Genomic DNA, 24,250 nt, shown 5'->3' with positions numbered 1-24,250 from the left:
CCCGCGGCCGGGCCCGCGGCGGGGTCCGCTACCGCCCCGCCGGTACGCCGGGGCTCAGCGGAGGCCGGGGGCGTCGAAGCGCACCGAGCGAAGCTCCAGGGCGTCCCTGGTGGGCCGGCCGTGCTCCCGCAACCGCCATTCGGGCCCTGTGCAGTTGGCGCCGACGTAGACGGTCGCGGCGGTGTCCGTCTCGTTGTGCGGGGCGTAGCCGGGCGGCACCTCGTCGTCGCCGACCCCGTGGAGGTTGATGCACTTGCCGCTGACCGGGTCGTGCAGGTCGACCAGGCGCTCCTGGCCGAAGCCGTCCACGTACGTGTAGTGGAAGTCGCCCTGGGCGGCCTGGGCGGGTCCGGCCAGCGGCAGGACGAGGGCGAGGGCGGCGAGTGCGGAACCCAGGGCGGTGCGCAGCTTCATGAGGGCCTTTCCGAAGACGATCGGGTGTCCGTGCGGGCCCGACCCTAGAAGGGCGACCCGGGACGAACCGGTTCACCGGGACCCACCGCCCCGCGCGTCACGCCAGTACCACCCCATCGGATGAGAATGATCACTATGCGACAAGCGGCAGTTCGGACCGCCTCCGGCCATGGCTGACCACGTGGAGTGACGCGGCGTGTCCCCGCGGCGGACCGCCGCCGGGCGCGGGCCTGGATGAATCCCGTGGGCCACCGCCTGGTTCCCCCGTCCCGGATGCGGTCCTACAGTGGCGCACATCACAGCGCCACGGACCCGTCCGATCCGGGGAGGGCACATGAGCCGCATCTCGGTCACAGTCGACGGCACGACCTACGAGGACGACGTGGAGCCGCGCCTGCTCCTCGTGCACTACCTGCGCGACCGCCTGGGCCTGACCGGCACACCCGTCGGCTGCGACACCGGCAACTGCGGTGCCTGCACGGTCGACGTGTCGGGCGCCAGCGTCAAATCCTGCTCCATGCTGGCCGTCCAGGCCGACGGGGCGGAGGTGACGACGATCCAGGGGCTGGCCGCCGACGGCCGGTGGCACCCGCTCCAGCGGGCCTTCCACGAGGAGCACGGGCTGCAGTGCGGCTACTGCACCCCCGGGATGATCCTCGCCGCCCGCGACCTGCTGCGGGCCAACCCGCACCCCACCGCGGAGGAGGTCAGACACGGCCTGGAGGGCAACCTCTGCCGCTGCACCGGCTACCAGAACATCGTGCGCGCCGTCCTGGCCGCGGCCGACGCCGGAGCCGGAACGGGCGCCGATTCCGGGGCCGACACCGGCGGGGAGGCCGCGATATGACCACCGCAGAGCGCCCCGCACCCGCCGTCGGCCGCTCCCACCCCCGCAAGGAAGACGCCCGCCTGGTCACCGGCCGCACGAGCTGGACCGACAACCTCACCCTGCCCGGCATGCTCCACATGGCGGTGCTGCGCAGCCCGATGGCGCACGCCCGCATCGACCGCCTCGACCTCACCGCCGTACGCGAACGCCCGGGCGTCGTCGCCGCGTTCGGGGCCGCGGACCTCGACGGCGAACTCGGCTCCCTGCCCTGCGCCTGGCCGGTCACCGAGGACATCGTCCACCCCGACCACCCGCCGCTCGCCGCCGACGAGGTACGCCACGCCGGCGACCCCGTCGCCGTCGTCGTCGCCCGCGACCGCTACGCCGCCGCCGACGCGCTGGAGGCCGTCGAGGTCGACTACACCCCGCTGCCGCCCGTGCTCGACATGGAGGCCGCGCTCGCCGACGGCGCCCCGCTCGTCCACGCCGCCGAGGGCACCAACCGCTGCTTCGACTGGCCCCTGGCGAGCGGCGACTACGCCGCGGCCAGGGCCCGCGCCGACGTCGTCGTCACCCGCCGGTACGTACAGCAGCGCCTCATCCCCAACGCCATGGAGCCCCGCGCCGTCCTCGCCGCCCCCGCGGCCACCGGCGCCGACGAGTACACCCTGTACTCCGCCACGCAGATCCCGCACATCCTGCGCCTGATGCTCGCCGTCGTCACCGGCATCCCCGAGCAGAAGATCCGGGTCATCGCCCCCGACGTCGGCGGCGGGTTCGGCTCCAAGCTCCAGGTGTACGCGGAGGAGGCCCTCGCGCTCGTCGTCGCCAAGCGCCTCGGCCGCCCGGTGAAGTGGACCGAGTCCCGCTCCGAGGGCTACCTCGCCACCCACCACGGCCGCGACCAGATCCAGGACGTCGAGGTCGCCGCGACCGGCGACGGCAGGCTGCTGGGCATGAAGGTCGACCTGCTGGCCGACATGGGCGCGTACCTCATGCTCGTCACGCCCGGCATCCCCATCCTCGGGGCCTTCATGTACCCGGGCATCTACAAGATGGACGCCTACGCCTTCCACTGCACCGGCGTCTTCACCACCAAGACCCCCACTGACGCCTACCGCGGCGCCGGCCGCCCCGAGGCCACGTACGCCGTCGAGCGCGTCATGGACGAACTCGCCGCCGAACTCGGCCTCGACCCCGTCGAGCTGCGCCGGCGCAACTGGATCGGGCACGGCGAGTTCCCGTACACCTCGGTCGCGGGCCTGACCTACGACAGCGGCAACTACGAGGCCGCCACCGACAAGGCCCTCGCCCACTTCGGCTACGACGCGCTCCGCGCCGAGCAGCGCGAGCGGCACGAGCGCGGCGACACCGTGCGGCTCGGCGTCGGCGTCTCCACATACACCGAGATGTGCGGCCTGGCCCCCAGCCGGGTGCTGCGCGACCTTCGGTACGCGGCCGGCGGCTGGGAGGCGGCGAGCATCCGGATGCTGCCCACCGGCAAGGTCGAGGTCATCACCGGCACCAGCCCGCACGGCCAGGGGCACGCCACCACCTGGAGCCAGATAGCCGCCGACGTGCTCGGCGTCCCCGTCGAGGACGTCGACGTGCTCCACGGCGACACGCGCGTCGCGCCGCAGGGCATGGACACCTACGGCTCGCGCTCGCTGGTCGTCGGCGGCGTCGCGGTGCACGAGGCGGCGGTGAAGGTGGTGGGCAAGGCGCGCCGGGTCGCGGCCCACCTGATGGAGGCGAGCGAGGAGGACCTGGAGTTCACGGCGGGCACCTTCGCCGTGCGCGGCTCGCCGGAGGCGGCGAAGACGATCCAGGAGGTCGCCTTCGCGACCTTCACCGGCCACGACCTGCCCGACGGCATGGAGCCGACGATCAACGCGGGACACGTCGTGGAGCCGGACAACTTCTCCTATCCGCACGGCACCCACCTGTGCGCCGTCGAGGTGGACACGGAGACCGGCGCGGTCCGCATCCGCTCGTACGTCGCCGTGGACGACGTCGGCAAGGTCGTCAACCCGCTGATCGTGGAGGGCCAGGTGCACGGCGGCCTCGCGCAGGGCATCGCCCAGGCGCTGTACGAGGAGGCCGTCTACGACGACGACGGCAACCTCGTCTCCGGCACCCTCGCCGACTACCACGTGCCCGCCGCCCCCGACCTGCCCGACTTCGTCACCGACCGCACCGAGACCCCCGCCACGTCCAACCCGCTGGGCGTCAAGGGCGTCGGCGAGGCCGGCACGATCGCCTCCACCCCCGCGGTCGTGGGCGCGGTCGTGGACGCGCTGCGGCCCCTGGGCGTCACCGACGTGCGGATGCCCTGCACGCCGGAGCGCGTGTGGCAGGCGATCCAGGAGGCGCGGGCACGGAAGGGAGACCCGGCATGATCCCCGCGGCATTCGACTACGTACGCCCCGAGTCGGTCGGCGAGGCCGTCGGCGCCCTCGCCGGCGCCGAAGCCGCCGGGAGCGAGGCCAAGGTGCTCGCCGGCGGGCAGAGCCTGCTGCCGCTGCTGCGGATGCGGCTCGCCTTCCCCGACCTGGTCGTGGACGTGGGCCGGATCCCCGGGCTGCGCGGCGTACGCGACGACGGCGACGCGCTGCTCATCGGCGCGATGACGACCCACCACGAAGTCGTCGCCGACCCGCTGGTACGCCGCCACGCCGGGCTGCTCGCCGCGGCCACCGCCACCGTCGCCGACCCGGCCGTCCGGCACCTCGGCACCCTCGGCGGCTCGCTGGCCCACGCCGATCCCGCCGCCGACCTGCCGGCGGTGGCGCTCGCGCTGGACGCCGAGCTGACCGCGGTCGGACCGCGGGGCCGGCGGACGGTCCCGGCCCGGGAGTTCTTCACCGACTACCTGACCACGGCGCTGGAGCCGGGCGAACTGCTGACCGGGATCCGGGTGCCCAAGTACGACGGCTGGGGCTTCCGTTACGAGAAGTTCAGCCGGACTGCGCAGGCGTGGGCCCTCGTCGGCGTGGCCGCGGCGGTGCGGTGCGCCGGCGGGCGGATCGCCGAGGCGCGCATCGGGCTGACCAGCATGGGCCCGACGCCGGTGCGTGCGGCGGCCGTCGAGGCGGCGCTCGCCGGGGCACAGGCGGCGGAGGAGCCGGTCGCGGAGGCGGCGTCCGCCGCGGCCGAGGGCACCCGCCCGGCGGCGGACCTGTCGGGTTCCGCCGCGTACCGCGCCCACCTCGCCCGGGTGCTCACCCGCAGAGCGGTGCTCGCGGCGGCCGGGCCGGCGTGACGGGCGGCCGGAACGGGACGGCCGGGGCCGGGGGAGGCGAGCCCGGTGGCGCGTGAGGAGCCGGCGGGGGAGCCGGAGAGGCGCGGGCCGCACGGCGGCGCCCGCGACGCGCGGGTGCCGGAAGCCGTGCGGTCCGCGTCAGGGGGCGCCCGGCCCGTGCCCGCGCGGGCGCCGCTGCCCGCGTCACCCGGGGAGCTGCGGGACCGGCTGGAGTCGACAGGCTACCTCGCCGACGACGGCCTGGCCGTCGCCTGCCACCTCGCGCTCACCCTGCACCGCCCGCTCTTCTGCGAGGGCGAGGCCGGCGCGGGCAAGACCGCGCTGGCCGCCGCGCTCGCCGACGTCCTCGGCGCGCCGCTCGTCCGGCTCCAGTGCTACGAGGGCATCGACGCCTCCCAGGCGCTCTACGACTGGGACTTCCCGCGCCAGCTGCTGCACCTGCGGGCGGCCGAGGCGGCCGGCGTCACGGACGCCGGCCGGCTGGAGGACGAGCTGTACGGCGAGCGGTTCCTCGTCGCCCGGCCGCTGCTGCGCGCGCTGCGGACGAGCCCGAGCGTGCTGCTGATCGACGAGATCGACCGCGCGGACGACGAGTTCGAGGCGTTCCTGCTGGAGCTGCTCGCCGACTACGCGGTGACCATCCCGGAGCTGGGCACACTGCGGGCCGAGACCCCGCCCGTGGTGGTGCTCACCTCCAACCGCACCCGCGAGGTCCACGACGCGCTCAAACGGCGCTGCCTCTTCCACTGGTTCGCCCACCCCGGCTACGCCCGCGAACTGGCGATCGTCCGCAGCCGCCGCCCGCTGGTCGCGCGGCGCCTGGCGGCGCAGGTGACCGCGGCGGTGCAGCAGCTGCGCGGCATGGACCTGGTCAAGCCGCCGGGGGTGGCCGAGACGATCGACTGGGCGGAGGCGCTGGCGGCACTGGGCGCGACGGAGCTGGACGCGGACCTGGCGGTGGCGACGCTGGGTTCGGTGCTGAAGTACCGCGAGGACACCCAGCGGGCGGTGGCGCTGGACCTCAAGGGGCTGCTGGCCGCGGCGCGGGGGAGCTGACCGCGGTGGCGGACGGGCGGATGCGCGGGCGCGGCGGCAGCGGCACGGACCGGGGCGGACCGGACGCGGCCGGGCCGGACCCCGGCCGCGCGGAAGCGGGCCCGGACTGCGCCGCTACGGGCCTAGCCGGACCCGGCGCGTGGGGCGACGGCGTCGCCGTGCTCGTCGGGTTCGCACGGACGCTGCGGGAGGCGGGAGTGCCGGCCGACGGCGAGCGGGTGCAGACGTTCCTCGGCGCCGTGGACGCGCTCGGCACCGGGCGGCGCGAGGTGTACTGGGCCGGGCGGGTCACACTCTGCGGCCGGGCGGAGGACCTGGCGCACTACGACCGGGCGTTCGCCGCGTACTTCGGCGACCGCACGGCGCCGCCGCCCCGGCCCCGTACCGCGCCGCCGCCCCGCGTCCGCCCCACCGCGCACGCCGCGGCCGAGGCGCCCGGTGACGACGGCGGGCGCACCGCCCCCGCGGTCCCGGCCGCCGCCCGGGCCGCTGCCGCCGAGGTGCTGCGGCACCGCGACATCGCCGGGCTCACCGCCGCCGAGCGCGCCGAACTGCACCGGCTGCGCACGGCGTTCGCGCTCCGCGGCGAGCAGCGCCGCACCGCCCGCCTGCGCCCCGCCCGCCGCGGCGCCGTCGACCCGCGGCGCACCGTACGGGAGCTGCTGCGCGGCGGCGGCGAGCCGGCCGCGCTGCGCCGCCGCACCCCCGCGCACAAGCCGCGCCGCGTCGTCCTGCTGCTCGACGTCAGCGGCTCCATGTCCCCGTACGCCGACGTCCTGCTGCGCTTCGCCCACGCCGCCCGGCACGCCCGCACCTCCGGAGCCGCCCCCGCCACCGAGGTCTTCACCCTCGGTACCCGGCTGACCCGCGTCACCCGGCAGCTGTCCCACCGCGACCCCGACGCCGCGCTGGCCGCGGTCGGCACCGCCGTGCCGGACTGGAGCGGCGGCACCCGGCTCGGCGAGACCCTGCGGGCCTTCCTCGACCGGTGGGGGCAGCGCGGCCTGGCGCGCGGCGCTGTCGTCGTCGTGCTCTCCGACGGCTGGGAGCGCGGCGACACCACCCTCCTCGGCGGCCAGGCCCGCCGGCTGCACCGGCTGGCGCACCGCGTGGTGTGGGCCAACCCGCGCAAGGCGCGCCCCGGTTACGAGCCGCTCGCGGGCGGCATGGCCGCGGTGCTGCCGCACGTCGACGCCTTCGTGGCCGGGCACAGCCTCGCGGCGCTCGAACGGCTGGCCGCGGTGGTGCGGGGGGCGGCCGGCGCATGACGACGAACCCGGCGACGAAGGGACCGCCATGGAGCTGCGGCACGAGTTCACCGTTCCCGTACCGGCCGACGAGGCGTGGCGGGCGCTGCTCGACATCGAGGGCATCGCCCCCTGCATGCCCGGGGCGGCGGTCGAGAGCTTCGACGGCGAGACGGTGCGCGGGACGGTGAAGGTGAAGGTCGGCCCGATCACGCTCACCTACCGGGGCACGGCGTCCTTTCAGGAGAAGGACGAGGCGGCCCGGCGCATGGTGCTCTCCGCGAACGGCAAGGAGGCCCGCGGCACGGGCACGGCGCGGGCCACGGTCACGGGCGAGCTGGCGGAGGCCGACGGCGGCACGCGGGTGTCGGTGGTGACGGACCTGGCGGTCACGGGCCGGCCCGCGCAGTTCGGGCGCGGGGTGCTGGCGGAGGTGGGCGACCGGCTGGTGGGGCGGTTCGCGGAGTGCCTGGCGGGGAAGCTGGCGGACGGCGGGGCGCGGGGGGAGACGGGCGCGGGGCAGGACCCGGAGCCGGCCGGCGAGAGAGCAGGAGCAGGAGCAGGAGCCGGGGCCGGCGTGGCAGCCGGAGCGGGGGCCGGGGCCGCGGCCGACGACGTAGGGGCCGCCGCCCCCGCGACGGAGCCGCTGGACCTGGTCCGTACCGCCGGTGTGCCGGTCGCCAAGCGGGCCGCCGCCGGGGCCGCGGCCGCGGCGGCGCTCGCCGCAGCCGTCTTGGCCGTACGCCGCGTGCGCCGCCGCCGCTGAACCGCGGCCCGGTGCCGCCGGACCCCGCCCCGCGCGGCGGTTGCCGGCACCGCGTGGTACTCCTGTTCCCGGGGGGAGCGCGCCGCCACCGGGCGGTGCGCGGGCACCGGCCGACCGGCCGGCGCACCGTCGCGGCGGTGCGCCGACGAGCAGGGGACAGGGAGGACGATGGCGGCGAACCCGGCAAGCGCGGGGCGACTGCTGCGCCTCATCCGCAGCGGCGAGGCGCCCACCCGCGCCGAGTTGCAGCGGGCCACCGGGCTGTCCCGGTCCACCGTCGGGCTCCGCCTCGACCAGCTCTTCCGCGCCGGCTGGATCCGCGAGGCGGCCGGCACCTCCACCGGCGGACGGCCCTCCGCACGGCTGGAGTTCGACGACCGGCACGCGGTCGTCCTCGCCGCCGACCTGGAGACCCGGCACGGCCGCGCCGCCGTGCTCGACCTCGCCGGGAACTTACTCGCCGAACGGAACGGCCCGCTGGTCATCGGCGACGGCCCGGAGCCGGTGCTGGCGGAGGTGTGCCGCTGGTTCGGCCCGCTGCTGGCGGAGGCGGGCGAGAGCGCGGCACGGGTCTGCGGCATCGGCCTGTCCGTGCCCGGGCCCGTGGACACCGCCGCCGGCCGCGTCGTGGAGCCGCCGATCATGCCCGGCTGGGACGGCTACCCGATCACCGCGCACCTGCGGCGCACTTTCGCCGCCCGGCTCGGCGGCGCCCCGGACGTCCCCGTGTTCGTCGACAACGACGCCAACCTCATGGCGTACGGCGAGCAGCGCGCCGGCTTCGCCGACTGCGCCGCGTTCCTGCTCGTCAAGGCGTCCACGGGCATAGGCGCCGGGGTCGTCGTGGACGGCGGCGTCTACCGCGGCATCGACGGCGGCGCCGGCGACATCGGGCACATACGGCTGCACGACAGCCGGGAGGCGCTGTGCAGTTGCGGCTCGTACGGCTGCCTGGCCGCCGTCGCCAGCGGGCACGCGCTCGCGGCCCGGCTCGACGCCCTCGGGGTGCCCGCGACGTCCGGGTCCGACGTGCGCGACCTGCTGACCGCCGGGCACCCCGAGGCGGTGCGGCTGGCCCGGGAGGCGGGGCAGCGGGTGGGGGAGGTGCTGGTCACGGTCGTCACGCTGCTCAACCCCGGCGTGCTGATGATCGCCGGCGAGCTGTCGTCCGTGCCGTTCCTCACCGGCGTGCGCGAGCTGCTCTACCGGCGGGCGATGCCCCGCACCACGGCGCACCTCGACGTCGTGACCGCCCGGCTCGGCGACCGCTCCGCCCTCGTCGGCGCCGCCGCCATGGTCGTCGACGACCTCTACGCCCCGGACCGCGCCGACGCCCGCCTCCCCGGTTGACCGCTGCCCACCGCCGCGGTCGTACGCTGGCTGCCGCGCAACCGTAGGAGGGCCACGTGTCGTCATTCATCGTCTTCGACCTGGAGTTCACCACGTGGCCGGGAGCGCCGGAGCGGGACTGGTCCGCGCCGGGCGAGCTGCGGGAGATCGTGCAGATCGGCGCCCTGCGGCTGGACGCGGACCTCGCGGTGGCCGACGAGTTCGAGACCCTGGTACGGCCCGTCGTGAACCCGCGGCTGTCCCCGTACTTCACCGAGCTGACGGGCATCGGGCAGGAGGCCGTCGACCGCGAGGGCCGCGCGCCGGCCGCGGCGCTCGGCGACTTCCTCGGCTTCTGCAAGGGCCGCTCCGTGCTCTCGTACGGCAACGACATGGTCGTGCTCGGCGAGAACGCCGGGTGGGCCCGCGCCCGCGGCGAGCAGGTCGCGAACGGCTTCCTCGACAACGGGTTCCTCAACGTCCGCCCCTGGATCAACACGCTGGCCCCGCAGACCGCCTCGGCCAACTCCGGCCGGCTCTGGCAGGCCCTCGGCCTGCCGAAGCCGGCCGCGGGCGCCGAGCACTCGGCGCTCTTCGACTGCCACTCCATCGCCGCCGCACTCCGCCACCTCAGCGCCGGCGGCGCACGGCTCCCCGCGGGCTGGGTATAGACCCACCGGCCCCTGTCGCGTGCAGACCGGGCTCGTACGCTCCAGTGCATGACACCACTCAGAGCGAAGGACATCACCGGGGTCTGGGGGACGCTGCTCCTGCCCCTGGACGACGGCGAAGCGATCGACCGGGGCCGGCTGGCCGCACAGCTGGACGCGCTGCTGGACGCGGGCCTGCACGGGATCTACGCGCACGGCACGGCCGGCGAGTTCCACACCCTGGCCGAGGACGAGTTCGACGGCATCAACGAACTGCTCGCCGAGCGGTGCACCGCCGCGGGCGTGCCCTTCCAGATCGGCGCCTCCCACCCGGTGGCGCAGACCGCCGTCGCCCGGGTGCGCCGCGCACGTGAACTGTCCCCCGGCGCGCTGCAGGTGATCCTGCCGGACTGGCTGCCGCTCTCCGACGACGAGGCCGTCGCTTTCCTCGCCCGGATCGCCGAGGTGGCGGACCCGGTGCCGCTGGTGCTCTACAACCCCCCGCACGCCAAGACCCCCGTCTCGCCCGCGCTGCTCGGCCGGCTGCTGGACGAGGTGCCCGCGCTCGTCGGCCTGAAGACCGCGGGCGGCGACGACGCCTGGTACGACGCCGTGCGCCCCCACACCGCGCGCTGCTCCGTCTTCGTCCCGGGCCATCTGCTGGCCACCGGCATCGCGAACGGCGCGCAGGGCAGTTACTCCAACGTCGCGGCCCTCGCACCGGCCGGCTCGGTCCGCTGGTACGAGACGATGCACACCGACCCGGCCGCGGCCCAGGACGTCCAGCGCCGGCTGGCCGAGCTGTTCCGCCGGCACGTCGCGCCGCTCCAGGCCCGCGGCCTGTCGAACCCGGCGCTCGACAAGTTCCTCGCCGCCGTCGGCGGTTGGGCCGACACCGGGGTGCGCCTCCGCTGGCCGGCCACCCCCGCGCCCGAGGCCGCGGTGCTCCCCGCCCGCCGCGATGCCCACGACCTGGTCCCGGAACTTTTTTCTCTCGGATGACAAAGTATGGACACGCCCGGACGAAGTCTTTAGGCTCAGCGCCGCACCCGCCCGGAATCTGAAGGTTCTTCCCGCCCTCTTTCGCGTATGGAGGAACGAATGTCCGCACGGCTGTACCCCCGTGTCCGCAGACGGATGACCACGGTGCTCGCGGCGGCCTTCCTCGTCGGCGGCTTCTGGGCCGCACCCGCCGGCGCCGACCCCGCACCCGACCCCGAACGGGCCCCCGGCCCGCAGAACGAGCAGAACCAGCAGAACCAGCCCTTCGCCGAACTCCCTCCGCAGGAGCCCGGCGTGACGCTGCGCACGTACGACGTGCAGGTCCCGCTCGACGAGATCTGCGCACTCAAGCCCGCGCAGACCCCGAACGTCGACAAGCTCATGCCGCAGATCGACTTCTCGACCGCCGAGGACTTCGGCTTCGAGGACAACTTCGTCTCGCACACCATCGCCAACGTCAACGTGCCCCAGGACGGCACGTACACCTTCCGCCTCACCAGCGACGACGGCTCGCGGCTGCTCATCGACAACCAGGTCGTCATCGACCACGACGGGCTGCACGGCACCGATCCGCCCAAGGACGGCACCGTCGAACTGACCGCCGGCTACCACTCGCTGTTCATCGAGCACTTCGAGCGCGGCGGCGGCCAGCAGGTCACCCTGGCCTGGCAGCCCCCGGGCGCCGACGGCTTCACCACTGTGCCGAACTCGGTGCTCAGCACCGACGCCGGCGTCGTCCGCGTCACCGCGCCGGGCCGCAAGGAGTGCGAGGGCTACACCGACTCGCCCGGCGACGGCCTGCCGCTCAACGACGTCCACCCCGACTTCAAGCTGACCGACCTGCGCCCCGAGGGCTTCGAGCCGCAGGTCTCCGCGATGGACTGGCTGCCCGACGGCCGGCTCGCGGTCACCACCTGGGGCGGCACCGACAACGTCACCGGCGAGGTCTACCTCCTCGACAACGTCACCGGCGACACCTCGCCGGAGGAGGTGACCGTCAAGAAGGTCGCCGAGGGCCTGAAGGAGCCGCAGGGCATCAAGTACGTCGACGGCGACCTCTACGTCTCGCAGAAGCACGAGCTGACGCGGCTGAAGGACGACGACGGCGACGACGTCGCCGACGCCTACGAGACCGTCGCCACCTGGCCGTTCAGCAACAACTTCCACGAGTTCGCCTTCGGCCTGCTCTACAAGGACGGGTTCTTCTACCTGAACCTGTCCGTCGCCATCAACTACGGCGGCGCCACCACCGACCCGCAGCCGTCCGAGAACCGCGGCACGACCATCAAGGTCAACCGCAAGACCGGCAAGGTCAGTTACGTGGCCGGCGGCCTGCGCACCCCCAACGGCATCGGCTGGGGGAAGAACGACGACCTGTTCGTCCTCGACAACCAGGGCGGCTGGCTGCCGTCGTCGAAGCTCCTGCACATCAAGCAGGACCGCTTCTTCAACCACTACACCAACCCCGACGGGCCGTTCGACGACCGGCCCGTCACCCAGCCCGTACTCTGGCTGCCGCAGAACGAGATAGCCAACTCGCCCAGCACGCCGCTGTACATGGACAAGGGCACCTTCGCGGGCCAGCTCCTCTTCGGCGACGTCACCTACGGCGGCATCCAGCGGGCCGATCTGGAGAAGGTCAAGGGCGAGTACCAGGGCGCGGTCTTCCGCATGACCCAGGGCCTGGAGGCCGGCGTCAACCGCATCAGCATGGGCCCCGACGGCGCGATCTACGCCGGCGGCCTGGGCGCGGGCGGCAACTGGGGCCAGCCCGGCAAGCTGACCCACGGCCTGCAGAAGCTGACGCCCGGCGGCAGCGAGGCGTTCGACATCGTCTCGATGGACGCCACCGAGACCGGCTTCGAGATGAGCTACACCAAGCCCCTCTCCCAGGAGACCGCCGACGCGCTCGCCGAGCACTACACGGTGACCCAGTGGCGCTACGTCCCCACCCCCGAGTACGGCGGCCCCAAGGTGGACGAAGAGGTGCTGCCGGTGACCTCCGCGGAGCTCTCCGACGACCGCAAGAAGGTCACCCTGGAGATCCCCGGCCTCAAGCCCGGCCACGTGGTGCACGTGCGCTCCCCGCGCCCGTTCACCGCCGACGGCGGCCAGGAGCTGTGGAGCACCGAGGCGTGGTACACGCTGAACAACATCCCCGGTGACGGCGCGCCCGTGCCCACCGCGTACGAGGCCGAGGAGGCCCGGCTCGACGGCGGCGCGCGGCTCGCCGACGACCACGACGCCTACACCGGCCGCGGCTTCGTCGCTGGCTACGGCACGAAGGGCGCGTCCACCACGTTCGACGTCACGACCCGGAAGGGAGGCACCTACGACGTCGGACTGCGCTATTCCAACGGCCCGAACCCCTTCACCGGCACCAAGACGGTCAGCATGTACGTCAACGGCGAGAAGGTGAAGCAGACGCAGCTCGCGTCCACCGGCACCTGGGAGGAGTGGACGACGAAGACCGAGAAGGTCTCGCTGCGCGCGGGCAGTAACACCGTCCGGTACGTCAACGAGGAGGACGACACCGGGCACGTCAACCTCGACATGCTCAGCGTCCACCGCAGCGGAGAGCCCGTCACGCTCTTCGACGGCGCGGACCGCTCCGCCTTCCAGCACCTGGACGGCAGGACGCCGGAGTGGCCGCTGCTCGACGGCGAGGCCATGGAGGTCTGCTGCGGCGACATCCGCACCAAGAAGGCGTACGAGGACTTCAAGCTGCACGTGGAGTTCTGGCTGCCCGAGCTGCCGCCGGACGTCACCGGGCAGGACCGCGCCAACAGCGGCGTGTACCTCCAGGAGCGGTACGAGGTCCAGATCCTCGACTCGTACGGCAAGGACCCGCTGGCGAACGACGACGCCGCCGCCATCTACAAGAAGAAGGCGGCCGACGTGAACGCGGCGAAGCCGCCGGGGACCTGGCAGACGTACGACATCACCTTCCGCGCCGCCCGCTTCGACGCGGACGGCAAGAAGACCGAGGACGCACGTATCTCGGTGGTGTGGAACGGCGTGAAGGTCCAGGACGACGTCGCCGTCGACGGCCCCACCGGGGCCGGGAAGCCGGAGACGCCGGTCGCCGGCGCCATCCGCTTCCAGGACCACGGCAACGCGGTCCGCTACCGCAACATCACCGTCCAGCCCCTGTGACGCGGCGGTGACCCCGACCGGCCCCGGAGCCCACGGCTCCGGGGCCGGTTGCGTGCCGCCGCCCGCGGAAAGCGACCAAAGTCGTACCCGCCGCCGTGCCCCGCAGACCTTCGGCCGATCCGCCGCCCCGCCCCGCGTCCGTAGCGTCGCGGGGGACCGGCAGGAAGGACGACCGACGATGGATTCCGGAGCACCCCCGATGTCCCGTGACGACCGCCGCGGCGGCGGACCCGACGGCGGCCGGCCCGCCAAGCGCCCCGCCGCCACCGTGGGCCCCGGCCTGGCGTACCGGCTGCTGCTGCTCGCCGGCCTGCCGGCGCTCGGCCTGCTGCTCGGCTGGCTCGTGCCGCTGATCGCGGACGAGGTCGCCGGGTGGGAATGGGCGCCGATGCGGGGGCCGTTCGAGCTGGTGGCCTCCTTCGACGACGGCTGGACGGCGGTCGCGGGGCCCGTGGCCGGGCTGGTGCTGGGGACGGGCGGCGGGCTCCTCGCGTACGTGCTGGCGATGCGCGTGACCTTCGAGGGCGACACCGTACGGATCGACAAGGACGGCGAGTCCCGCATCCTGGCCCGCGCCGAGGTCGCCGCCGCGTTCCTCGACAAGGACCGGCTGGTGATCCTCGACGCCGCCTCCCGCCAACTGCTGCGCAGGCCCACCGACCTGGAGCCCGCCGACCTCGGCCGGGGCTTCACCGCGCACGGCTACCGGTGGCTGCACGAGGACCCGTACGCCGGCTGCTACCACCGCTGGGTCCCCGGCTCCGCGGAGCTGAGCGCGGCGGCCAACGCCGTGCTCAAGGCCCGCGAGCACGCGCTCGGGAAGAAGAACGCGACGGACGTCGAGGAACTGCGCGAGGAGGCGCAGCGCCTCGGCTACGTCGTACGCGAGGAGGGCACCCGGCAGTACTGGCGTCCGCTGCGGCCCGAGGCCGCGCCGGACTGAGCGGGGGCGGTACGGCACGGACCCGGCCCCGGCCGCAGGGACGGCACCGTACGGGCCGGAGTACGGGCCGTACGGGCCGCGCCCGCCGTCAGTCCAGGCCGGGCAGCGCCGCGAGGCGGCGGTGGTCGGCGGGGGAGTCGCGGCGGTCGAGCCGGGTCTCCAGCAGCTGCCGCGCCGCCTCGCACCGGCCGCCCGACACCAGCGCGAACAGCAGTGTCTCCTCGACCACTTCGCGCTGCGCCGCGCTGCCGCCGACCTTGCGCAGCACCGGCCGGATCGGCTCCAGGCGCGCCACCGCGTCCGCCCAGCGCTCCTCCACCACCGCCTCCAGCGCCTCGCACAGCGGCGCCACGACCTCGCGCATCACCGGGTCCGCGCCCGCCGCGTGCGTCCGCAGCCGGCGCAGCGCCGCCACGTCGCCCGCGGCCGTCAGCGCCACCGCGCTGTGCATCGCCGTGAACGGCGTCGCCGGCCGCTCCACGACCTCCCGCTCCACCGCCGCCAGCACGCCTTCCACCGGCTGCTCGCCCGTCCAGCACCCCGACATCCGGGCCCGCCACAGCAGCGACCCCGAATCCACCAGCGCCCGCACCCCGTTCACCCGGCCCGGCGCCAACTGCGCGAACCAGCGCCGCCGTACCGCGTCCGGGTCGTCGAGCGCCAACTCGTGCAGGGCGACGTGCCAGGAGAAGTGCGCCCGGTGCGTGGCGCCGCGGCCCTGGTCGCCGATCCAGCCGTCCAGCCAGTCGCGGCCGCGCTCGTGGGCCCCCGTCTCGTAGTGCACATGGGCGAGCGCGTGCACGGCGTGGCCCGCGGCCGGCTCCACGGCCAGCGCCCGCCGGGCCAGCTCCCCGGCCTCGTCGAAGCGGCCGTCGTCCTGGCGCATGAAGGCCAGCAGCGAGGTGTGGAACCAGTGCCCCTCGTACGCGGACGTGGTGCGCTCCACCAGCCGGCGGGCCATCGCGCCGTCGAGGTCGGTGACGCCGGAGAACGCGATGGTCGGCACGGCGACGCTCAGCGCCAGCGCGTCGCCCGGGTACGCGGCCAGGTGCCGCGTCAGCGCCTGGTCGCCGCCGGAGCCGGCGATCCGGCGGGTGACGACCTCCACGAACGCCCGCTCGCGCTCGTCCGCGCGCTCGCGCGCGGCGCGCTGGGCGTCCGCCAGCGCCCGCGGCACGTCGACCTCGGCGCCGCACTCGTGTCCGACGAGCGCGAGCGCCGCGTGCCCGAGCGCGAACCCGGGGTCCAGCTCCACCGCGCGGGCGAGCGCGGTCTCCGCGCCGGCGCGGACCTTCAACAGCCGCTCCAGGCCGGTGCGGTACGAGGCGGCGGCAGCGGCGTGCGTGGACAGCGGCAGCCCGTTGACGTCGGTGGGCCGGCGGCGGCCGCGTACCGGCTCGCGCAGCGGCTCCAGCACGGCCGCGGCGACCTCGGCTGCCTGGACGCGGATCTCCGGGACGGCGGTGGTCTCCCACAGCTCGCCGCGGCGGGCGGAGCCGAGGGTGAACAGCGGCGGCCAGGCGGGGGAGCCGGCCCGTATCGCCGGGCCGCCGGCGCCGGCCGGGCGCAGCCGCCCCGCGTCGGTGGCCACCCCGATGCCCAGCGGGCCCGGTGTGGCCGCGCCGTCCGCGAGCAGCCCCCGCCACAGCGGGTCGGCGCACTCCTCGATCCGCAGCCCCGGCCCGGTGCAGTCGACGACCCAGCCGACGTGCAGCGTCCGGCCGCCGGTCAGCGTGACGGCCAGGCCGCCGTCCGGCCCGTCCGCGACGTCCTGCACCCGGCCCGTGTGCAGCCGCAGCCGCCGGGCGGCCAGCGCCCGGCGGACCGACTCCGCGGTGGCCGGGGGCATGCGGTGGCGGTGGACGTTCCAGCGGGAGGCGTCGCGCGCCAGGAACTCGGCCCGGTCCTCGTCGGAGAGCCGGGCCCACACCGCCTGCGTCAGCGGGCGCAGCCCGTCCACGGCGGGGCGCCAGTCGCCGTGGGTCCGGGCGGCGGCGGCCACGTGGCGGCGTACGGCGGCGCGCAGCTCCGCCAGCGGCAGGCCGGGCAGGCCGGGGTCGGCCTGGAGGGGCGGCAGCGCCGTCAGCGCGTGCGGCCGGGGCAGTTCGCCGCCGCGGGAGACGGCGTGCACCCCGCGGCCGGCGCGCTCCAGGGTCAGCGCCATGTCCACGGCGGTCAGGCCGGTGCCGACGAGCAGCACGTCGTCGGCGGCGTGGCCGTCCCCCGTGAGCGCGTCGAGGGCGCCGGGCGCCCAGGGGTCGGGGACGAAGCGGTCGCTCGTGCCCAGGGCCTGCGGCACCCAGCCGCGGAGGCCGGGCGCGGGGCCGGTGGCGATGACGACGCTGTCGGCCCGCTGGGTGCGACCGTCGGCGAGGCGCAGGGCGGCGCGCCCGCCGGCGGTCCAGGTACAGCCGGTCGCCCTCGTCCGCAGCCGGCTCACCGCGACGGTGCCGTGGGCGCGGACGACGGCCTGGCCGAGGGAGTCGGCCAGGTACGCGCCGTAGCGGTGCCGGGAGACGAAGTCGCAGGCGGAGGCGGCCGGCTCGCCGTGGGCGTGCAGCCAGCGCACGAAGTGCGTGGGGTCGTCCGGGTAGCAGCTCATGCCGCCCGCCGGGACGTTCAGCCGGTGCCGCGGGTCGGGGGTGGCGTACGCGACGCCGCGTCCTGCCTCGGGCGCCGGGTCGATCAGCACCAGCTCCAGCGGCGTGCTGCGCCGGATCGCGGTCTCGCAGAGCTGCATCGCGGTCAGTGCCCCCGCGGCGCCGGCGCCGACGACGGCCACGACGTGGCGGGCGGGACCCGCGGCGGGGGGAGACGAAGACGCGGCCACGGTACCTCCAGCTGAGCCGGGAACGAACTCTTCCATGATCTCGCGTCCCGGGGACCGGTCCACCCCCCGGGCACCTGTTGACGTGACGAGGCTACTGCTTCCATAATTCCTAGCACACCGATGGGAATACTAGGAATCGATGGGAGCCGGTGACCGGACCTCGGGGAACGCGGGGCGGCGCCGGGCTCCACACAGACGGGCAGGGCCCTTCGCTAACCCGGAGGAGTGCGAAGGGCCCTGCTCCCCGTCCGTCGGCTGCCCGGCCGCGTTCGCCGCCGCCCACGGACGTGCCTGTACGGCCACCGGTGTCCCCCCACAGGACGCCCCGGCCGGTGCCAGCACCGCCGGCCGCGGGCGGCACGGCAACGGCCCCGTACGGCTCGTCGAGCCGTACGGGGCCGCTGCGCTGCCGGAGCCCCGGTCCTCCCGCGGGGGCCGGCGGTCAGCCGGTCACGCGGTCGGTGCCAGGTGCTCGCGGAGCGTCCGCCCGCGGTAGCCGGAGCGGAACACCCCGCGCTCGCGCAGCCGGGGCACCAGCCCGTACACGACCGCGAGCAGGTCGGTGGCCGCGTGCGCCGGCAGCAGGTGGAACCCGTCGGCCACCCCCTCCGCGTGCCACTCCGCCAGCAGTTCCGCCAGTTCGGCCGGCGGCCCGGCGAAGTGCAGCGTCTCCGCCCGGGGCCGCAGCCCGCGCCCGCCGCCGCGGCCGAGGTCGACCCCGAGGCGCAGCAGCACCCGCAGCGCGTGCGGATCACGGCCCGCCTGCGCCGCCTGTTGCTTGAGCGCGGTGCGGCAGACCTGGGCGGCGGCGGGGTGCTCGGCGTTCAGGAGCACCACGTCGGCGTGCCGGGCGGCCTGCAGCCAGCGGCGGTCGGGCCCGTGCACGTCGAGCACCACCGCCACCGGCGGCCGGTGCGGCCGGCGCAGCCGGGCGCCGGACAGCGGCCGGCGCCCGCCGGGGTGCCGGCCCGGCGTACCGGCGCCGGACGCGGCGCGGGAGTGCGCCTGCGCCCCGGACGGGCCGTCGCCGGGCAGCGCGGTCCGTACCAGCCAGCCGGCCCGCCCGTCGACGGCCATCCGCGCCGCCGCCGACGTCAGCGGCGCGAACCGCCCCGCGGGCAGCGCCGCGACGGCCGGGACGAGCCCGATGCGGCTGGTGGTGCCGGCGGCGCGGGCGAGCACGGCCAGCACGTCGAGCCGCCCGGGGCCGCCGGCGGGGCCGTCGAGCGTGACGAAGTCCAGACCGCCCTGCTCGGCCAGCCGCACCAGCCGGGTCCAGCGCGCGTACGGCGGCGGGCCGGCGCCGCCGGCGCCCGCGGTGAGGTGGTCGGCGGTCGCATCGTCGAGGGCTGCGGAGAGGTGCAGTTGGGCGGCCATGGGGAGCACGCCTTTCGGTGTCGGAGGGGCCGGAGGGCAGGGATACTTGGCGGGCAGGGAGGCGGGGGGCGCGTCAGGGCTCGATCGGCTCGTACTTGTAGCCCATGCGCCGGACCGTCACGATCCGGTGCCGGTGGGCCGCGCCGAGCTTGCGGCGCAGCCGCGCGACGTGGACGTCGACCGTGCGGCCGTCGCCGACGTGGCTGTAGCCCCAGACGGTGGTCACCAGCGACTCGCGCGAGTGCACCCGCCGGGGGTGGGCGACGAGGTGGGCCAGCAGCTCGAACTCCAGGAACGTCAGGTCCATCGGCTGCCCGTCCACCTCGGCCACCCGGCGCTCCACGTCGATGCGCACGGGGCCGCCGCCGGGCGGCGGGTCGGGCGGGCCCGCGCTGTACGCCGCCCGCTGCAGCGGCGCGGCGTCGGCGCCCTCGGCGAGGAGGTCGGCGGGGTCGAGGCCCGGCGGCACGAGCACGACGTAGCCGACGAGCGGCTTGCCGTCCGCGGTGCGCTCGCCGTGCCGCACGGGTTCGCGGACCAGGCGCAAGTGGCGTACGGCGCCCGCGGCTTCGCCCCCGGCTGCCGGGGCGGGAAGTGAGTGGGTCATCGGTCGGTCTCCTTCGGGTGTCGGAGCGGGGCGGGCGGTCAGCCGGCGGCCGGTGCGGGGTACGGCAGCAGGCCGGCGTCCGTCTCCTCCCACGCGGTACGCAGCCGGGCCAGCAGTTCGGGCCGTACGGTCGACTTGTCGGCCCGCTCGCGCGGGTCGTGGGCGAGGTCGAAGAGGCGGTCCGCGCCGTCCTTGCCGCGGTGGTACTTCCAGTCGCCGCGGCGCAGCGCCCGCTCGCCGCGCACCCGCCAGAACAGGTCGCGCCCGGGCGGGTCCTCGCCGCGCAGCAGGTAGCCGGCGAGGCTGCGGCCGTCCAGCGGGTGGGAGACGGCCGGACGGGCACCGCCCAGCTCCAGCAGCGTGGCGGTCCAGTCGGGGGAGTACAGCGGCACGTGGCTGACCTGGCCGCCGTCGAGCCGCGCGGGCCAGCGGGCGATCTGCGGTATGCGTATCCCGCCCTCCTGGAGCGACGCCTTCTCACCGGACAGGGGCCACTGGTGGGACCAGCGCTCGCCGCCGTTGTCGCTGGCGAAGACGACGAGGGTGTCCCGCTCCTGCCCGCCCGCGCGCAGCGCGGCGAGCACCTGGCCGACGGAGCGGTCGAGGTCCTCGACCATCTCGCGGTACTTCTCCAGCGACCCGCCGTCGGCGTGCCACAGGGCGCGGCGGTCGCCGGCCTTGATGCGGCGGACGATCTCGGCGCTCTCCGCCTCGTCGCCGTCGGCGATCCACGGCCAGTGCGGGGTGGTGAAGTTGAGGTTGAGCAGCCAGGGCCGCTCGTCGCGGGTGCGCAGGTGCCGTACGGCCCGCTCGGTGAGCACTCTGGTGTAGTAGCGCAGGTCGCGGTACTCGACCTCGCCCTCGTACAGGTCGTACTCGCCGCCGGAGCCGAGCTTGGAGTAGTACTCCAGGGCGCCGCCGAAGTTGCCGAAGAAGCTGTCCCAGCCGGAGCGGGTGGGGCTGTAGTCGGGCAGGAAGCCGCAGTGCCACTTGCCGATGAGCGCCGTGTCGTACCCGGCGTCGCGCAGCAGCGACGCCAGCGTCGGGTGGCCGGGCTCCAGGCCCGCGGATTTGTCGGCGATCGGCTCGGCGAGCCCGCCCTCCGTACGCCCGGGGTGCCGGCCGGTGTAGAGGGAGAAGCGGGTCGGCGAGCAGGTCGCCGAGCCCGAGTACGCCTGGGTGAACCGCACGCCCTGGCGGGCGAGCCGGTCCAGGTGCGGGGTGCGGATGTGCGGGGACCCGTAGCTGGAGAGGTCGGCCCAGCCGAGGTCGTCGGCGAGTACGAAGAGGATGTTGGGCCGCCGCCCGGTGCGGTGGGCGGCGGCGCGGAACGGGGTCTCGGAGGTTTCGGCGGCGGCGGGCGGGGCGGCGGCGCCGAGGGCGGCCGCGGTGGCGGCGGAGCCGAGCAGTCCGCCGAAGGCGCGGCGGGACGGCGAGGAGGACATGGGTCTCCCGAGGACGGAGGGCAGGGGGAGGCGGCCCACCGGCGCACGGACGGCGACGGCCGCGGCGCGGGTGGGTCACGGAAAGCGGAGGAGGCCGACCGGCGGCTAGCCGTGACGGCAGACCGCGCTGGCCACGTGACAGAAGTCGACGTGCCTGCGGCGGAAGAGAGGCGCCCGCGTCGAGGACATGCCCACCATCCTCCGTACCGCGCTGGCCTGCGTCAATGGTTTTCCTAGAAAATTGGTCGGAAAACTGTGGAACGACCGAATGCCGACCCCCGGCCGGGGGTACGGGCGGGTCGTGGAAGCCTCGCTAGCGGGGCGGGTCGGGCTCCAGGCGCAGCGCTGTGATGGTGGTGGCGAGCATCTCGTAGTGCCCGGCGAGCAGCAGCAGTTCGATGGCGGCCTTCTCGTCCAGATGGGTACGCAGCCGCCGCCAGAGCGCGTCGTCCAGGTCCCGGTGCCGGTGCAGCGCGTCGACGGCGGCCAGCAGCGCGCGCTCCCGCTCCGTCCAGCCGGCCGCCTCGGGGCCGGCCTCGACGCGCTCGACGTCGGCGGCGGTCACCCCGGCGCGGCGGCCGAGCCTGCGGTGGTGCTCGAACTCGTACGCGCAGGCGCGCAGATGCGCCACCCGCAGGATCACCAGCTCGGTCTCCCGGCGCGGCAGCGTGCCGCGGGGCATCAGCCGGCCGGCGAACCGCAGCCAGCCGTGGAAGAGCCGGCGGTGCCGGCCGAGGACGAGGAAGAGCGCCGGCGGCCGGGTGCCGCCGACGCGGCCCGCCGCGCGGCTGAGCAGCCAGGTGGCCGGGCCCACGTCGCGGCGCCCGCCGGGGGCGATGCGCGGCGCGCTCACCGCACGTCCCCCTTCCCCTGCCGCGCCGGCTCGCCGCCCGGACCGCCCGGACCTGCCGGGCCGGCCGGCGCGGGCGGCTCGTTCCGCGCGCTCGGGGCCGGCGGGGTGAGGACCGCGCGGCGCAGCAGCCGGTGGGTGGCGGAGTTCATCGCCCGCATCGCCAGCGCGTACAGCGGCGGTGCGGCGCGCTGCAGCCCGTGCGCGGCCCGTACCCGCCCGGAGGTGTGCACCAGGTAGCGGTTGCGCTCCACGCCCTTGAGGATCATCTCGGCGACCTCCTCCGGCGACTCCGCCTGTCTGCGGAAGCCCGCCTGGAGCCGCTTGAACGCCTTGCTCTGCTTGTCGACGCCGACGATGTCCACGGTCTCGGTCAGCGGCGTGTCCACCGCGCCCGGGCAGACCAGGCTCACGCCGATGCCGTGCCGGCGCAGGTCGAAGCGGAGCACCTCGGAGACGCCGCGCAGCCCGAACTTGCCCGCGCTGTACGCCGCGTGCCACGGCAGCCCCAGTAGTCCGGCCGCCGAGGAGACGTTGACGAGGTGCCCGCCGCGGCCGGCCGCGATCATCGGCGGCACGAAGGTCTCGATGACGTGCACCGGCCCCATCAGGTTGACCTCGACCATGGCGCGCCAGTGCCGGTGCTCCAGGTGCTCCACCGTGCCCCACGCGGAGATCCCGGCGATGTTCATGACGATGTCCATCGGCCCGCCGGCCGCGGCGTGCGCGCCGTCGGCCACGGCCCGTACGGCATCCAGGTCGGCGATGTCGGCGGCGCCGGTGTAGCGCACGGTCCCGCCGCCGGCCCGGATCCGCGCGGCGGTGGTGCCGAGGCCGTCCTCGTCCAGATCGGTGAGGTACAGCTCCGCACCGCGGGCCGCGGCCAGCGCGGCGGTGGCGCGGCCGATGCCGCCCGCGGCACCGGTGACGAAGATCCGCCGTCCCGTCAGGTCCTTCAACGCCGGTCGCTTCATCTACCGAACGGTAACGTTCCGCGCCCGCCACCGGAACAGGGCGTGCGCACGAGAGTGCCCGCGGGCCGCGCGATGCGGCGGCCCGCGGGCTGACCCGTGCGGGTCCTGTGGGTCCTGCGGGCGGTGCGGTCGTCAGCCGGCCGCGTCCAGCCGCTGGATCGGGCCGCCGATGTCGAGCACGTACAGCTCGTTGTCGCCGCCCTGGACGAAGGAGATCACCTCGCCGCCGCTGACGCCGAGGTCGTTCTCACCGACGACCTCGCCGTTCTCGACCTCCAGCGCGCGCACCGTGCCGTCGCAGTAGTCGCTGAACAGGTACTGGCCGGCCAGGTCCGGGATCGCCTCGCCGCGGTAGACGAAGCCGCCGGTGACGGAGCAGCCGAGCCCGTCGCGCCCGTACTCGTGGACCGGCGGCACGTGGTTCGCCGGCTCCTCGCCGTCGAAGACCTGCGAGCCCTCCATCCGGCCCCAGCCGTAGTTCTCGCCGCCGGGGCTGCCAGCCGGGGCGTGGTCGATCTCCTCGACCTTGTTCTGCCCGACGTCGCCGATCCACAGGTCGCCGGTCTGGGCGTCGAAGGAGAAGCGCCACGGGTTGCGCAGCCCGTACGCCCAGATCTCGCCCTTCGCCTCCGCGTCGTCGACGAAGGGGTTGTCCTCGGGGATCGCGTACGGGTCGCCGCCGGCCGGGTCGATCCGCAGCATCTTGCCGAGCAGCGTGCCGAGGTTCTGGCCGTAGTCGTGCGGGTCGCCGCCGGCGCCGCCGTCGCCGAGGGCGATGTACAGCATCCCGTCGGGGCCGAAGGAGATCTGGCCGCCGTTGTGGTTGGAGTACGGCTGCTCCTGGGTGAGGACGGTGCGCCGGGAGTCCGGGTCGAGCGCGCCGTCGGCGACGGCGAACTCGTCGATGGTGCTGGTGCCCTCCCGGTCGGTGAAGGATATGTAGAAGTGCTCGAAGCCCGGGTCGAAGGCGACGCCGAGCAGCCCGCGCTCGCCGTCCGTCGTAGTCTCGTCCGAGATGTCGAGCACGGGCTCGCCGAGGCCGGAGTCGGTGAGGACCCGGACCGTGCCCGCGCGTTCGGCGATCCAGACGGAGTCGCCGGGGCCCGCGGTGCCCGCGCTCGGGTTCTGCGCCTCGGCCACGGTCGTCAGCTCGACCGCCGCCTGGGCGGAGTCGGCGGGCGGGTCCGCGCTGGCCGCGGACAGCGCGACGCCGGAGACGGCGAGGCAGAACCCGGCGGCGATCGCCGAGATGGTACGCACTCTCATGGTGACCCTCCTGGGGTGGGGTTGAGGGTGTGGGGGAACGGTGCGTGCGCTCGCACGGTCGGGGCGGAGCCCCTGGTGCGCAGGAGGATAACCCGCGCGGCCGTGCCCGCTGAATACCGCAACCCCGCCCCGGGGGAGGGGAGTTCCGTCCGCCGTCCGCCATGTCGGGCATGTGCCGGCTGGCCGGACGGCGGTGCCGTACGCCGGTGAAGCGCTGCGCGCCGCGGCGCACTCCGTGCCGCGGGAG

Annotated in this window: 19 protein-coding genes; 11 read left to right on the top strand and 8 right to left on the bottom strand. The window is 75.4% G+C overall.

Annotated elements, in window-relative coordinates:
• Positions 1–54: 54 nt before the first annotated feature.
• Complete coding sequence (locus LG396_RS24635) at positions 55–414, bottom strand: hypothetical protein (protein ID WP_018838262.1); 360 nt, start codon at positions 412–414, stop codon at positions 55–57.
• Positions 415–748: 334 nt separating this feature from the next.
• Here LG396_RS24635 and LG396_RS24630 point away from each other — a divergent pair, with 334 nt between their 5' ends.
• The 11 genes from LG396_RS24630 to LG396_RS24580 all read left to right on the top strand — a co-directional run bounded on the left by LG396_RS24630 (position 749) and on the right by LG396_RS24580 (position 14,654).
• On the top strand, positions 749–1,261 hold the full coding sequence (locus LG396_RS24630; protein ID WP_037754473.1) for a (2Fe-2S)-binding protein: 513 nt from the start codon (positions 749–751) through the stop codon (positions 1,259–1,261).
• The gene (locus LG396_RS24625) at positions 1,258–3,642 is read left to right on the top strand and encodes a xanthine dehydrogenase family protein molybdopterin-binding subunit (protein ID WP_225796428.1); all 2,385 of its coding nucleotides are present in this window, start codon (positions 1,258–1,260) and stop codon (positions 3,640–3,642) included. Before LG396_RS24630 ends, LG396_RS24625 begins: the two co-directional genes overlap by 4 nt.
• Positions 3,639–4,505 carry an FAD binding domain-containing protein gene (locus LG396_RS24620; RefSeq protein WP_225796427.1) on the top strand — a complete coding sequence of 289 codons (867 nt, stop codon included), beginning with the start codon at positions 3,639–3,641 and terminating at the stop codon, positions 4,503–4,505. Before LG396_RS24625 ends, LG396_RS24620 begins: the two co-directional genes overlap by 4 nt.
• A 45-nt stretch (positions 4,506–4,550) precedes the next feature.
• Positions 4,551–5,561, top strand: coding sequence for an AAA family ATPase (locus tag LG396_RS24615; RefSeq protein WP_027743810.1), 1,011 nt, complete (start codon positions 4,551–4,553; stop codon positions 5,559–5,561).
• 5 nt (positions 5,562–5,566) lie between these two features.
• On the top strand, positions 5,567–6,829 hold the full coding sequence (locus LG396_RS24610; protein WP_225796426.1) for a vWA domain-containing protein: 1,263 nt from the start codon (positions 5,567–5,569) through the stop codon (positions 6,827–6,829).
• A gap of 28 nt (positions 6,830–6,857) precedes the next feature.
• On the top strand, positions 6,858–7,574 hold the full coding sequence (locus tag LG396_RS24605) for an SRPBCC family protein (RefSeq protein ID WP_225796425.1): 717 nt from the start codon (positions 6,858–6,860) through the stop codon (positions 7,572–7,574).
• 168 nt (positions 7,575–7,742) lie between these two features.
• A complete protein-coding gene (locus LG396_RS24600) occupies positions 7,743–8,924 on the top strand; it encodes an ROK family transcriptional regulator (RefSeq protein WP_225796424.1) in 1,182 nt (393 codons plus the stop codon).
• 56 nt (positions 8,925–8,980) lie between these two features.
• On the top strand, positions 8,981–9,574 hold the full coding sequence (locus LG396_RS24595) for a 3'-5' exonuclease (RefSeq protein ID WP_225796423.1): 594 nt from the start codon (positions 8,981–8,983) through the stop codon (positions 9,572–9,574).
• 48 nt (positions 9,575–9,622) lie between these two features.
• On the top strand, positions 9,623–10,555 hold the full coding sequence (locus LG396_RS24590; protein ID WP_018853616.1) for a dihydrodipicolinate synthase family protein: 933 nt from the start codon (positions 9,623–9,625) through the stop codon (positions 10,553–10,555).
• A gap of 99 nt (positions 10,556–10,654) precedes the next feature.
• Positions 10,655–13,711 carry a 3-keto-alpha-glucoside-1,2-lyase-like domain-containing protein gene (locus LG396_RS24585; RefSeq protein WP_225796422.1) on the top strand — a complete coding sequence of 1,019 codons (3,057 nt, stop codon included), beginning with the start codon at positions 10,655–10,657 and terminating at the stop codon, positions 13,709–13,711.
• Between the two features lie 199 nt (positions 13,712–13,910).
• A complete protein-coding gene (locus LG396_RS24580; protein WP_225796421.1) occupies positions 13,911–14,654 on the top strand; it encodes a YqeB family protein in 744 nt (247 codons plus the stop codon).
• 88 nt (positions 14,655–14,742) lie between these two features.
• Here LG396_RS24580 and LG396_RS24575 read toward each other — a convergent pair whose 3' ends face one another.
• The 7 genes from LG396_RS24575 to LG396_RS24545 form a co-directional block, all read right to left on the bottom strand.
• The gene (locus LG396_RS24575) at positions 14,743–17,436 is read right to left on the bottom strand and encodes an FAD/NAD(P)-binding protein (RefSeq protein ID WP_225796468.1); all 2,694 of its coding nucleotides are present in this window, start codon (positions 17,434–17,436) and stop codon (positions 14,743–14,745) included.
• A 498-nt stretch (positions 17,437–17,934) separates the two neighbouring features.
• A complete protein-coding gene (locus LG396_RS24570; protein WP_225796420.1) occupies positions 17,935–18,861 on the bottom strand; it encodes an LLM class flavin-dependent oxidoreductase in 927 nt (308 codons plus the stop codon).
• A 73-nt stretch (positions 18,862–18,934) separates the two neighbouring features.
• Positions 18,935–19,468, bottom strand: coding sequence for a winged helix-turn-helix domain-containing protein (locus tag LG396_RS24565; protein ID WP_027743820.1), 534 nt, complete (start codon positions 19,466–19,468; stop codon positions 18,935–18,937).
• A 38-nt stretch (positions 19,469–19,506) separates the two neighbouring features.
• Entirely contained in the window at positions 19,507–20,913 is a 1,407-nt protein-coding gene (locus tag LG396_RS24560) for a sulfatase family protein (RefSeq protein WP_225796419.1), read from the bottom strand.
• A gap of 313 nt (positions 20,914–21,226) precedes the next feature.
• Positions 21,227–21,766: a carboxymuconolactone decarboxylase family protein gene (locus LG396_RS24555; RefSeq protein WP_018838246.1), complete on the bottom strand. Its 540-nt coding sequence runs from the start codon at positions 21,764–21,766 to the stop codon at positions 21,227–21,229.
• Complete coding sequence (locus tag LG396_RS24550; RefSeq protein ID WP_225796418.1) at positions 21,763–22,737, bottom strand: SDR family oxidoreductase; 975 nt, start codon at positions 22,735–22,737, stop codon at positions 21,763–21,765. The genes LG396_RS24555 and LG396_RS24550 overlap by 4 nt, the downstream gene beginning before the upstream one ends.
• Before the next feature lie 132 nt (positions 22,738–22,869).
• Entirely contained in the window at positions 22,870–24,003 is a 1,134-nt protein-coding gene (locus tag LG396_RS24545; protein WP_225796417.1) for a PQQ-dependent sugar dehydrogenase, read from the bottom strand.
• Positions 24,004–24,250 lie beyond the last annotated feature (247 nt).

This window comes from Streptomyces aculeolatus (assembly GCF_020400605.1).
Lineage (GTDB): Bacteria > Actinomycetota > Actinomycetes > Streptomycetales > Streptomycetaceae > Streptomyces > Streptomyces aculeolatus.
This window is presented reverse-complemented; position numbering and strand designations above follow the sequence as displayed.

What these genes read in the sequence shown, in the direction of transcription:
- LG396_RS24580 (WP_225796421.1), top strand. Translation starts at nt 13,911, where the DNA reads ATGTCCCGTGACGACCGCCGCGGCGGCGGACCCGACGGCGGCCGGCCC.
- LG396_RS24625 (WP_225796428.1), top strand. Translation starts at nt 1,258, where the DNA reads ATGACCACCGCAGAGCGCCCCGCACCCGCCGTCGGCCGCTCCCACCCC.
- LG396_RS24570 (WP_225796420.1), bottom strand. Translation starts at nt 18,861, where the DNA reads ATGGCCGCCCAACTGCACCTCTCCGCAGCCCTCGACGATGCGACCGCC.
- LG396_RS24630 (WP_037754473.1), top strand. Translation starts at nt 749, where the DNA reads ATGAGCCGCATCTCGGTCACAGTCGACGGCACGACCTACGAGGACGAC.
- LG396_RS24550 (WP_225796418.1), bottom strand. Translation starts at nt 22,737, where the DNA reads ATGAAGCGACCGGCGTTGAAGGACCTGACGGGACGGCGGATCTTCGTC.
- LG396_RS24605 (WP_225796425.1), top strand. Translation starts at nt 6,858, where the DNA reads ATGGAGCTGCGGCACGAGTTCACCGTTCCCGTACCGGCCGACGAGGCG.
- LG396_RS24620 (WP_225796427.1), top strand. Translation starts at nt 3,639, where the DNA reads ATGATCCCCGCGGCATTCGACTACGTACGCCCCGAGTCGGTCGGCGAG.
- LG396_RS24585 (WP_225796422.1), top strand. Translation starts at nt 10,655, where the DNA reads ATGTCCGCACGGCTGTACCCCCGTGTCCGCAGACGGATGACCACGGTG.
- LG396_RS24545 (WP_225796417.1), bottom strand. Translation starts at nt 24,003, where the DNA reads ATGAGAGTGCGTACCATCTCGGCGATCGCCGCCGGGTTCTGCCTCGCC.
- LG396_RS24600 (WP_225796424.1), top strand. Translation starts at nt 7,743, where the DNA reads ATGGCGGCGAACCCGGCAAGCGCGGGGCGACTGCTGCGCCTCATCCGC.
- LG396_RS24565 (WP_027743820.1), bottom strand. Translation starts at nt 19,468, where the DNA reads ATGACCCACTCACTTCCCGCCCCGGCAGCCGGGGGCGAAGCCGCGGGC.
- LG396_RS24590 (WP_018853616.1), top strand. Translation starts at nt 9,623, where the DNA reads ATGACACCACTCAGAGCGAAGGACATCACCGGGGTCTGGGGGACGCTG.
- LG396_RS24635 (WP_018838262.1), bottom strand. Translation starts at nt 414, where the DNA reads ATGAAGCTGCGCACCGCCCTGGGTTCCGCACTCGCCGCCCTCGCCCTC.
- LG396_RS24560 (WP_225796419.1), bottom strand. Translation starts at nt 20,913, where the DNA reads ATGTCCTCCTCGCCGTCCCGCCGCGCCTTCGGCGGACTGCTCGGCTCC.